General features: G+C 76.4%; 9 protein-coding genes. 3 read left to right on the forward strand and 6 right to left on the reverse strand.

Going from position 1 to position 10,886, the window contains the following annotated elements; all coding sequences use genetic code 11:
* Nucleotides 1-43: 43 nt before the first annotated feature.
* The 5 genes from JKP76_RS15065 to JKP76_RS15085 are packed head-to-tail and all read right to left on the reverse strand — an operon-like array spanning nt 44 to nt 6,794.
* Nucleotides 44-820 carry a TIGR03084 family metal-binding protein gene (locus tag JKP76_RS15065; RefSeq protein WP_200491744.1) on the reverse strand — a complete coding sequence of 259 codons (777 nt, stop codon included), beginning with the start codon at nt 818-820 and terminating at the stop codon, nt 44-46.
* Nucleotides 817-1,434 (reverse strand): TetR/AcrR family transcriptional regulator, encoded by a 618-nt coding sequence (locus tag JKP76_RS15070; RefSeq protein WP_200491745.1) that lies wholly within the window; start codon nt 1,432-1,434, stop codon nt 817-819. Before JKP76_RS15070 ends, JKP76_RS15065 begins: the two co-directional genes overlap by 4 nt.
* The gene (locus tag JKP76_RS15075) at nt 1,431-3,206 is read right to left on the reverse strand and encodes an acyclic terpene utilization AtuA family protein (protein WP_200491746.1); all 1,776 of its coding nucleotides are present in this window, start codon (nt 3,204-3,206) and stop codon (nt 1,431-1,433) included. Before JKP76_RS15075 ends, JKP76_RS15070 begins: the two co-directional genes overlap by 4 nt.
* Nucleotides 3,199-5,157: a biotin carboxylase N-terminal domain-containing protein gene (locus JKP76_RS15080; protein ID WP_309229695.1), complete on the reverse strand. Its 1,959-nt coding sequence runs from the start codon at nt 5,155-5,157 to the stop codon at nt 3,199-3,201. Before JKP76_RS15080 ends, JKP76_RS15075 begins: the two co-directional genes overlap by 8 nt.
* Entirely contained in the window at nt 5,154-6,794 is a 1,641-nt protein-coding gene (locus JKP76_RS15085; RefSeq protein WP_200491747.1) for an acyl-CoA carboxylase subunit beta, read from the reverse strand. Before JKP76_RS15085 ends, JKP76_RS15080 begins: the two co-directional genes overlap by 4 nt.
* Nucleotides 6,795-6,875: 81 nt before the next feature.
* Between JKP76_RS15085 and JKP76_RS15090 the strand changes: the two genes are divergently transcribed.
* The 3 genes from JKP76_RS15090 to JKP76_RS15100 all read left to right on the forward strand — a co-directional run bounded on the left by JKP76_RS15090 (nt 6,876) and on the right by JKP76_RS15100 (nt 9,808).
* Nucleotides 6,876-7,919 (forward strand): glycosyltransferase, encoded by a 1,044-nt coding sequence (locus tag JKP76_RS15090; protein ID WP_200491748.1) that lies wholly within the window; start codon nt 6,876-6,878, stop codon nt 7,917-7,919.
* The gene (locus JKP76_RS15095; RefSeq protein ID WP_200491749.1) at nt 7,916-8,908 is read left to right on the forward strand and encodes a glycosyltransferase; all 993 of its coding nucleotides are present in this window, start codon (nt 7,916-7,918) and stop codon (nt 8,906-8,908) included. The genes JKP76_RS15090 and JKP76_RS15095 overlap by 4 nt, the downstream gene beginning before the upstream one ends.
* 666 nt (nt 8,909-9,574) lie before the next feature.
* Entirely contained in the window at nt 9,575-9,808 is a 234-nt protein-coding gene (locus JKP76_RS15100) for a hypothetical protein (RefSeq protein WP_200491750.1), read from the forward strand.
* On the opposite strand, the gene JKP76_RS15105 is transcribed toward JKP76_RS15100, so the two are convergent.
* On the reverse strand, nt 9,736-10,884 hold the full coding sequence (locus JKP76_RS15105; protein ID WP_200491751.1) for a glycosyltransferase: 1,149 nt from the start codon (nt 10,882-10,884) through the stop codon (nt 9,736-9,738). The two genes, JKP76_RS15100 and JKP76_RS15105, sit on opposite strands and share 73 nt — an antisense overlap.
* Nucleotides 10,885-10,886: the final 2 nt, after the last annotated feature.

Here is a 10,886-nt window from a genome sequence, read left to right on the forward strand (position 1 = left end):
AGGAGCCTCTCTCAGGGGTGGGGCGAGGGGTGGGTCGCGGAAGTCAGGGACGGCCGCCGGGCGGCGGGCCGTCGGTGGCGCCGCCGGCGAAGGCCTGCGCCTTCTCCATCCAGTCGCGGGCGGCCGCGCCGTCGGTCTCCAGCGCGGTGTCGTCGACGTGCCGCCGCTGGGTGACGACGAGGCAGAAGTCCAGCGCCGGCCCGCGGACGGACTCCGCGGCGTCGTCCGGGCCCCAGCGCCAGACCTCGCCCGAGGGTGCGGTGAGCTCGAGCCGGACCTCGCCGGCGGGCTGCTCCTCGCGCCGGTTGGCGTAGGTCCACGTCCGCGTGATGAAGCCGATCTGGCAGATGTGCCGGAGCCGGTCGGTCGGCTCGCGGGTCGCCCCGACGGCGTCGGCGACGTCGTGGCCGTGCGCCCAGGTCTCCATGAGCCGGGCGGTGAGGAACGAGCGGACGCTCATCGACGGCCCGTACCAGGGCGCCCGGCCCGCCGGGTCGACCTGCCCGACGACGTCGAGCAGCCGGGCCCGGTTCGCCCGCCAGGCGGCGAGCAGCGCGGCGGGCGCGAGGTGGCGGTGCAGCGTGACGCCGTCCATGTCCTCGAGCAGGGGCCCGATCGAGGCGGTGAACGCGGCCTCGTCGGTGAGCGCGAGCACGGCGGCGCCGTCGAAGTAGGTGAGGTGGCCGACCTGGTCGGCCACGGTCCAGCCGGGGCTCGGCGTGGGGGTGGCCCACTGCTGGTCGGTCAGCCCGTCGAGGACGGCGTCGAGGGACGCGTGCTCGGCGGCCAGGTCGGCGGCGACGGCGTCGACGTCGGTCATCGTGCGAGTCCTCTCAGGATGATGTCGACCGCTTCGTCCGCGGCCTGCGGCGGCGAGCTGCGCAGCGTGCGGGCCACCTCGGGGGCGGCGAAGCTGCGCCCGAGGCCGGCCAGCACGCGGGCGATCGCCGCGGTGTCGACGTCGGCGACGTCGCCGCGGGCGACCGCGGTGTCCAGCAGCACGCGGGTGACGTCGACGAGGTACTGGTTGTGGCTGTCGACCAGCGCCTTGACCGCCGGGACGGTGCTGAGGTCGCGCGACCAGGCGTCGGTGGCGCGGCCGACGGCGACGTGCGCCGCGCGCAGGTAGGCCCGGATCGCGTCCAGCGGCGGCATGTCCTCGGCGATGATCCGCTGCGCGTCGCCACCGATCCGCCACAGCTGCCGGTCGACGACCATGAGCACGAGCTCGTCCCGGCTGGGCGCCAGCGCGTAGAGGGTGCGCAGCGAGCAGCCGGCGCGGGCGGCGATCTCGGCCATCGTGAGGTCGGCGAAGCCGTCCCGGAACATCGGGTCGAGCAGCTCGAGCACCTCGCGCTGCCGCTGGGTGAGCTGCGTCCGGCGCTCCCGGTCCAGGAACGGGCGGGGGCGCTCGAGCGCGGCCAGCGGGCTCACGCCGCCGTCCCGTCGAGCAGCGCGACCGGCACGTCGGCGTGCCGGGCGCGCAGCCACTCCCCCAGGCTCTTGGCCTGGCCGTCCTGCCGGGTCGAGGCGGCGACGCCCTCGTCGAGCAGCCCGTGCACGACGAAGTTGAGCGAGCGCAGCGCCGGCAGCCGGTGCCGGTCGACCCGCAGCGGCGCGGTCTCGGGCAGCAGCTCCGCGAGCCGCTCGGTGGTCAGGAAGGCGTCGAGCCACGCCCAGGCCTGGTCGCTGCGGGCGAAGACGCCGAGGTTGGCGTTGCCGCCCTTGTCCCCCGAGCGCGCGCCGAGCAGCCGGCCCAGCGGCACCCGCGTCGTCGGCCCGGTGGGGACGGCGGCCGCCGGCCCGGGCAGCGGCTCGACCGGGACGGCGGGCGTCGGCGGGGCGGTCGAGGGCACGGTCGTCGTCGCCCCGCCCAGGACGGTCACCTGCTGCGGCACCAGCTCGGCCGGCACCACCGCGGGCCGGTAGACGCCGTAGGGCCGGGCGTCCCGCCCGCCGCCTCCGACGCCGAAGAAGCCGGGGATCGTCGCCAGCGCCAGCTCGGTCATCGCCGCGCCGACCGACCGGCCGAGCTTGCGCTCGTCGGGGTCCTTGAGGGTCAGCCGCCACACGGCGACGGCCTCCTCGTTGGTGGCCGGGTCGGCCTTGTCGGTGCGCACGACCGTCGTCGTCACGTCGGCGAAGTCCTCGGGGCCGTAGGGGCAGGCGGCCCAGAACGCCTCCTCGACCAGCGCCGCCTTGGCCTCGATGTCGAGACCGACCAGCGCGATGCCGAGGTCGGTGCGGAACCCGCCGAGGGAGTTCATGGCGACCTTGAGCGTGGCCGGCGGCCGCTCGCCGCGGGCGCCGCTGATCCGCACCCGGTCGGGGGCGACCTGCTCGAGGGCCACGGTGTCGAAGCGCGCGGTGACGTCGGGGCCGAGGTAGGCCGGGCCGCCGATCTCGTAGAGCAGCTGGGAGGTCACCGTGCCGGTGGACACCTGGCCACCGGTGCCGTCGTGCTTGCCGATGACGCTGCTGCCGTCGGCGGCGATCTCGGCCCACGGGAAGCCGGTGCGGGCCATGCCCGGCACCTCGGTGAAGAAGGAGTAGTTGCCGCCGGTGGCCTGGGTGCCACACTCGATGACGTGCCCGGCGACGACGGCGCCGGCGAGGGCGTCCCAGTCGTCGCGCGCCCAGCGGTGGTGCCAGGCGGCCGGGCCGCAGACGATCGCGGCGTCGGTGGTGCGGCCGGTGATGACGATGTCCGCGCCGGCGTCCAGCGCGTCCACGATCCCCCAGCAGCCGAGGTAGGCGTTGGCGCTGATGAACCGGCACGGGTCGCCCAGCGGCTCGCCGGTGTCCAGGTGCGCGAGGTCGACCCCGGCGGCGACCAGCTCGCCCAGCCGGGGCAGCAGGTCGTCGCCGGTGACGTAGGCGATCCGCGGCGACAGGCCCAGCTTGGCGGCGACCTCCGCGACGGCCTCCGCGCAGCCGGCCGGGTCCAGGCCGCCGGCGTTGGCGACGACCTTGGTGCCGCGGTCCAGGCAGGTGCCCATGACCTGCTCCATCTGGGTCACGAACGTGCGGGCGTAGCCACCACCGGGGCGCGCTGCCCGGCTGCGGGCCAGGATCAGCATGGTCAGCTCGGCCAGCCAGTCACCGGTCAGGACGTCGATCGGCCCGCCCTCGACCATCTCCCGGGCGGCGGAGAGCCGGTCGCCGTAGAAGCCCGAGCAGTTCGCGATGCGCAGCGGCTCAGCCATCGGTGGCCTCCGGCTCGACCACGAGCAGGACGGCGCCGTTCTCGACCTGCTGGCCGACGGCGGCCCGCACCTCGGTGACCAGCCCGTCGAACGGGGCCTTCACGTGGTGCTCCATCTTCATCGCCTCCAGCAGCACCAGCGTCTGCCCGGCGCGCACGCGGTCGCCGACGGCGCAGCGGACGTCGAGGACGACGCCGGGCATCGGGGCGACGAACCCGCCCTCGACCGCGCCGGCGCCCGGGGGCACGAAGCGCGGCACCACGGCCAGCTCGACGGTGCCCGAGGGCGCCTGCACGAGCAGCCGGTCGCCGTCGGCGGTGACGGCGTACCGCGCCCGCCGGCCGGCGATCTCGACGTCGACGCCGTCCGGCGCCCAGGCGTGCACCCGCGCGGTGCCGAGGTCCCCGACGGCGAAGCTGCCGTCGCGCCGGGCGCGGTACCGCACCTCGACCTCGTCGTCCCGGTGCCGCAGGCGCACCGAGGTGTCGGGCAGCCGGGCGTTGCGCCAGCCGGTGGGCACCCCGCGGAGCACCTCGGCCTCCGCGCGGTTGCGGCCCTGCAGCCACAGCGCCGCGGCGGTGGCGACCCGCTGCAGGTCGGCGTCGTCGAGCTCGAGCCGCGCCGCGGGTGCGTGCCGCTCGATGAAGTCGGTCGTCGTGTCGCCGGCCAGGAACGCCGGCGAGCGGAGGACGGCGACGAGGAAGTCGCGGTTGGTGGTGAGCCCGCCCAGGTGCAGGCGGGTCAGCGCCAGCGCCAGCCGGCCGGCGGCCTCGCGGCGGGTGGGCGCGTGCGCGACCACCTTGGCCAGCATCGGGTCGAAGCTGACGCCGACGACCGAGCGCGCCTCCACCCCGGAGTCCCAGCGCACCGCGGGCTCGGGGGCCGGCGCGAACGCGGTGACGGTCCCGGTGGCGGGCAGGAAGCCCGCGGCGGGGTCCTCGGCGTAGAGCCGCACCTCGATCGCGTGCCCCGCGAAGGCCACGTCGTCCTGGGTCAGGTCCAGGCGCTCGCCGGCGGCGACGCGCAGCTGCTCCCGGACCAGGTCGATGCCGGTCACCTCCTCGGTGACCGGGTGCTCGACCTGCAGGCGGGTGTTGACCTCGAGGAAGAAGAACTCGCGGGTGTCGTCGTCGACGAGGAACTCGACCGTGCCGGCCGAGCGGTAGCCCAGCGCCCCGGCCAGGGCCAGCGCCGCCTCCCCCATCGCCGTCCGCAGGGCGTCGTCGACCACCGGCGAGGGCGACTCCTCGACGACCTTCTGGTGCCGCCGCTGGATGGAGCACTCGCGCTCACCCAGGTGCAGCAGGTTGCCGTGCGCGTCGCCGAGGACCTGGATCTCCACGTGCCGCGCCCGGCGCACGTAGCGCTCGAGGAACACCCGGTCGTCGCCGAAGCCGGACAGCGCCTCGCGCTGCGCGCCGGCCACCGCCTCGGCCAGGTCGGCGGCGGACTCCACGACCCGCATGCCCTTGCCGCCGCCGCCGGCCGCGGCCTTGACCAGCAGCGGGTAGCCGACGGCGTCACGGTCGCCCGGGTCGTCGGAGGACGGCAGGGTCGGGACGCCGGCGGCGACGGCGGCCTTCTTGGCGGCGAGCTTGTCGCCCATGGCGGCGATGACCTCGGGCGTGGGGCCGATCCACACCAGGCCGGCGGCGAGGACGTCGGCGGCGAAGCCGGCGTTCTCGGAGAGGAAGCCGTAGCCGGGGTGGATCGCCTGCGCGCCGGTGGCCCGGGCCGCGGCGATCACGGCCGCGCCGTCCAGGTAGCCGGTGTCCAGGCGGACCGCCTCGTCGGCGTCGGCCACGTACGGGGCGCCGGCGTCGGCGTCCACGTAGACCGCGACGCAGCGGTACCCCATGGCGCGGGCGGTGCGGAACACCCGCCGGGCGATCTCGCCGCGGTTGGCGACGAGCACGGTGTCGAAGGTCGTGCCCCCGGGGATCGCGGTCACAGCCGGAACACCCCGAACTGCTCGGCGCCCTCGACCGGGCCGTTGGCCACGAACGACAGGCACATGCCCAGGACCGTGCGGGTGTCGCGCGGGTCGATGATGCCGTCGTCGCTCACCGCCCCGGTGGCACGCAGGGCCAGTGACCCCTCCTCCTGGCCGGCCTCGACCATCGCCACGATCTTCGCGTCCTCGTCCTCGTCGAAAGGGATGCCCGCACGTGCCGCCTGGCCGCGGCGGACCTGCGACATGACCCCGGCGATCTGCTTGGGGCCCATCACCGCGATCTTCGCCGTCGGCCAGAGGAAGGTGAACCGGTTGCCGAAGGCCCGGCCGGACATGCCGTAGGTGCCGGCGCCGTAGGAGGAGCCGATGATCACCGTCAGGTGCGGCACCGTGGAGTTGGTGACCGCGTTGAGCATCTGGCTGCCCTTCTTGACGATCCCGGCCGCCTCGAAGTCCCGGCCGACCATGTAGCCGGTGATGTTCTGCAGGAAGACCAGCGGGACGTCGATCCGGTTGCACAGCTGGATGAAGTGCGCCGCCTTCTGCGCGGAGTCCGGGTGCAGCACGCCGTTGTTGCCGAGGATCCCGACCGGGTAGCCGTGGATCGAGGCCCACCCGCAGACGAGGGTCGGCCCCCACCGCGGCTTGAACTCCTCGAACCGCGACCCGTCGGCGACGCGGGCGATGACGTCGCGGACGTCGACCGGCTGGCGGAGGTCGCGGCTGACCAGCCCGAGCAGCTCCTCGGGGTCGTGCACCGGCTCGTCGGCGGTGAGCGAGGGCCCGGGGCCGGCCTTGCGCCAGTTGAGGTGCGACACCGCCTCGCGGCACATCCGGATGGCGTCCACCTCGTCCTCGGCGAAGTAGTCGCCCAGGCCGGAGACGTCGGCGTGCAGCCGGGCGCCGCCGAGGGTCTCGTCGTCGCTCTCCTCGCCGGTGGCCATCTTCACCAGCGGCGGGCCGGCCAGGAACACCTTGGACTGCTGGTCGATGACGACGACGTAGTCCGACAGGCCGGGCTGGTAGGCGCCGCCGGCGGTGGAGGACCCGAAGACGACGCAGACCGAGGGGATGCCCAGCTTGGACAGCTCGGTCATCTCGTAGAACTGCCGCCCGCTCTCGGCGAAGTGCGACGTCTGCGCCGACCGGCCGCCCCCTCCCCCGCCGGGCCGCAGGTCCGCGCCGGCGGACTCCACGAAGCTGACGTAGGGCATCCGGTTCTCGCGGGCGATCTCCAGCGCACGGGCCCACTTCTTCAGCGCGTACGGGGTGAGCGCGCCGCCGAGGACGGTCGGGTCGTTGCCCATGACCACGCACTCGACGCCGGCGATGACGCCGATGCCCACGACCATCCCGCCGCCGGCGGTGTAGTCCGAGCCGTACGCGGCCAGGGGGCTGATCTCGAGGAAGGGGCTGTCCGGGTCCAGGGCGAGCGCGATGCGCTCGCGGATCGGCAGCTTGCCCCGCGAGCGCAACCGCGCGGTCGCCTTCTCCCCGCCGCCCGCGGCCGCCTGGTCGAGCAGCTCGTCCAGCACGGCCAGCTGCTCGAGGGCGTCCGCGCGGTTGCGCTGGAAGCTCTCGCTCCCCGGATCGACGGTCGAGCGCAGCGGTGGGGCGAGCAGCGAGCGGGCCATGCGGGGACCGTAGGGCGGTAATTTGGCGGTGTCAACGTTACCGGCCGGGGTCGCGCCGGCGGGTCCGGCATACTCCAGGCCGTGATCGCCCCGGTGCGCGTCCTGCCGGTGCCGGCCGACCACGGCTACGTCGACCACCTGCTCGACGACCGCGTCCCGGGCGTCGAGCTCGTCCGGCCCGCGGACGGCGGGCACCCCTCGCCGGCCCTCGACGCCGGCTGGATCGCCGCCTCCGCCGGGGACTTCGACGTCCTGCACGTGCACTTCGGCTTCGAGGGCCGCACCCCGGACCAGCTGCGCGCGCTCGTCGCCGCCGTGCGGAGCGCCGGCCGGCGGCTGGTGCTCACCGTCCACGACCTGGAGAACCCGCACTTTCGCGAGCAGTACGGGTACGCGCGGCTGCTCGACGTGCTCGTCCCGGCCGCGGACGCGGTCGTCACGCTCACCCCCGGCGCGGCCGCCGAGGTGCAGCGGCGCTGGGGCCGGCCGGCCGAGGTGGTCCCCCACCCGCACGTCGCGCCGCTGGAGGAGATCGGCGCGCCCCGCCCGGCGCGCGCGACCCCGGTCGTCGGCCTGCACCTCAAGAGCCTGCGCGCCAACCTCGTGGCGCGGCCGGTGCTCCGCGCGCTCGTCGAGGCGGTCGGCCGCCTGCCGCGGGCGGTGCTGCGCGTCGACGTGCACACCGAGGCGCTGGACCGCGCGTTCCCGCGGTACGACGGCGAGCTCGTGCGGGAGCTGCGCGCCGCGGCCGCCGCGGGCACCGTCGACCTGCGCGCGCACGACCGCTTCGACGACGCCGGGCTCATCGCGTACCTCCGGGGGCTGGACGTCTCGGTGCTGGGCTACGGCCACGGCACGCACTCGGGCTGGCTGGAGCTCTGCCACGACCTGGGCGTGCCCGTCGTGGCGGGGCGGGTCGGGTTCCTGCACCAGCAGCAGCCCTTCGTCGAGACCGACCTGCACGACCCCGCCGCCCTGGCGCAGGCCCTGACCCGGGCGATGGCACCGCCGGCGGGCACCGCCGCGACGCGGGCCGGGCGCGTGGCCCAGCGGTTCGACGTCGCCACCGCGCACCGCGACCTGTACGGGCGCGTGCTCGCCGGCGGCGCAGGGGTCGCCCCGTGATCGGCTGGTACGTCCACCACCACGGCGCCGGTCACCGGCAGCGGCTGGCCGCGGTCACCCGGCACCTGCGCACCCCGGTGACCGCCTTCGGCTCCGGGCCGGCGCCGGCCGGCTTCGACGGCGAGTGGATCTCGCTCCCCCGGGACGACGACGACCCCGTCGACCGGGCCTCGGCGACCGCCGGCGGCGCGCTGCACTGGGTGCCGCTGCACCACCGCGGGCTGCAGGACCGCACCGCGGCCGTCGCGGCCTGGATCGCCCGGGCCCGGCCCCGCCTGTTCGTCACCGACGTCTCGGTCGAGGTGACGGCGCTGGCCCGGCTGTGCGGCGTCCCGGTCGTCGTCTTCGCCATGCTCGGCGACCGGACCGACCCCCCGCACCGGCTCGGCCGCGACCTCGCCCGGGCGCTGGTCGCCCCGTGGCCGGCCCCCGCCGGCACCGGCTCCCCGGACCCGGGCGGCACGCCGGTGGTGCACGTCGGCGCGTTCTCCCGCTTCGACGGCCGGGAGGCCACCGGCACGCCCCGCCCGGGCAGCGTGCTGGTGCTGTTCGGCAGCGGTGGCCGCGACGTCACCGACGCCGACTTCCGCGCCGCGCGGGCGGCCACGCCGGAATGGACCTGGGAGTACCGCGTGCCCGGTTCCGCCGAGGACGCCGCCGGGGACGAGGACGTGTGGACGTCGCTGCAGCGGGCCGAGGTGGTCGTGGTCCACGGGGGCCACAACGCCGTCGCCGAGGTGGCGGCCGCACGCCGGCCCGCCGTCGTCGTCGCGCAGGACCGGCCCTTCCGCGAGCAGCAGCGCCGCGCCGAGCTGCTGCGGGCCGAGGGCCTGGTGGCCCTGGACCGCTGGCCCGCGGCGGCCGACTGGCCGGCGCTGCTCGAACGGGCGCGGGCGGCCGGCGCCGGACCGTGGCACCGCTGGGCACCCGGCGACGGCGCGCGGCGCGCCGCCGCCTTCCTCGATGCCGCCGCCGAGGAGCACCCGTGACCACCGCCCTGCTCACCATCGTCTCCGGCCGGCACGACCACCTGCGCGGGCAGTTGCTCGGGGTGGCCGCGATGACAGAGGCGCCGGACTGGCACGTGGTCGCGTCGATGGGCGACGCGGGTGTGCGGGCCGTCGTCGACTCGGTGCCCGCTCCCCCCGGCACCCGCCGGGTGGTGGTCGACGTGCCCGTGCCCGACGACGGCGAGCTGCCGCTGGCCCGGGCGCGCAACGCCGCGGCCGCCGCGGCACTGGAGCGGGGCGCCGACCTGCTGGTCTTCCTCGACGTCGACTGCGTCCCCTCGCCCGGGCTGCTGGCCGGGTACGCGCGGGCCGCCCAGGACCCGGCGGTGCGGGCCGCGTCGGGGCCGGCCCTGCTGTGCGGACCGGTGGCCTACCTCCCCGAGGGTGTGCGGGTCACCTCCGCGGCGGACCTCCCGCGGCTGCCGTCAGCGGCCCGCCCGCACCCGGCCCGCCCGGACCCCGCGCCCGGGACCGTCGTCCTCGCCGGCGAGGACCAGTGGTGGCTGTTCTGGTCGCTGTCGTTCGCGGTCCGCGCCGCCGACTGGACCCGCTCCGGCGGGTTCTGCGAGGAGTACCGGGGCTACGGCGGCGAGGACACCGACGTGGCGGCCACCGTCCGCTCGCTCGGCGGCGCGCTGTTCTGGGGTGGGCGGCGCCACGGCGGCCCACCAGCACCACCCCGTGCAGGACCCGCCGGTGCACCACCTGGACGCCATCGTCCGCAACGCCGCCGTCTTCCACCGCCGCTGGGGCTGGTGGCCGATGACCGGCTGGCTCGAGCAGTTCCGCGCCGCCGGGCTGGCCGGCTACGACGCCGCGACGCGCACCTGGTCGGTGACCGGCCCGCCGGCCGCCGCGGCCCGCAGCACGGCCTCGTAGCGGCCGACCATCGTCTGCGCCGACAGGTGCGACAGCGCGGCCGTCCGGACCGCGGCCCGGTCCAGCGCCGTCGCCGGCCCGATCGCGGCCGCCATCGCGGCGACGTCGCCGTCGGGCACCACGACGCCGATCTGCTGCCCGACGTGCGGCCGCAGCACCTCGCTGATCCCGCCGCGGTCGAAGGCGACCACGGGCGTGCCGCACATCGCCGCCTCCGCCGCGACCAGCCCGAACGGCTCGGCCCACTGCGGGGTCACCAGGACGGCGGCCACCCGGCCCACCGCCTCGACCAGCGGCCGGCCCCCGAGGTGGCCGTGCCAGGTGACGTCGCGCCCGAGGTGGGGCTCGATCTCCGCGGCGAAGTACCCGGCGTCGAGCGCCGGGCCCACCAGGTGCAGGTGCCGGCCCGCCGCCCCGGCCGCCGCGATCGCCAGGTGCGGCGCCTTCTCCGGCACCAGCCGGCCGAACCACAGCACGTCGTCCCCACCGGGGCCGGGCACCCACCGCTCGGGGTCCACGCCGTTGTGCAGGACGTCGGCCCGCGGCACCCACGGCTCCCACTGGCGGGCGGTGAACCGGCTGACCGCGGTGAACGCGTGCGAGCTCCCCCCGGCGTCGAGCGCCGAGGTCAGCCACGGGGTCGGGGGCGTGTGCAGGGTCGTGACCACGGGCACCGGCAGCGTGCTCGCCAGCGACAGCGGCAGGTAGTGCAGCGAGTTGTTGTGGACGACGTCGACCTCGCCGGCGTAGGTCGTCCGCAGCGCGTCGAGGACGGCGAGGTGCGCGTGGTGCTCGCGCAGGAACGCCTCGGCCGGCATCGAGGGGTCGGCCCGGGAGAGCTCGTCGGGCCGCCAGTCGCCGCCGCAGAGGACCTCGGGCTGGGCGCCGTCGCTGCCGGCCGCCGCGAAGAGGAGGACCCGGTGCCCCCGCGCGCGCAGGCCGTCGGCCAGGCCGCCGACGAAGGACTCGAGCCCGCCGAGGTAGGGCTCGGCGATCGGGTAGCTGCTGGGCGCGAGCAGGGCGACCGTCAGCCGGCGACCGGACCGCGCGACGGCCAGGGGAGATAGGTCGCGCACGA

The sequence above is a fragment of the Blastococcus sp. TML/C7B genome (genome assembly GCF_016612845.1).
Lineage (GTDB): Bacteria > Actinomycetota > Actinomycetes > Mycobacteriales > Geodermatophilaceae > Blastococcus.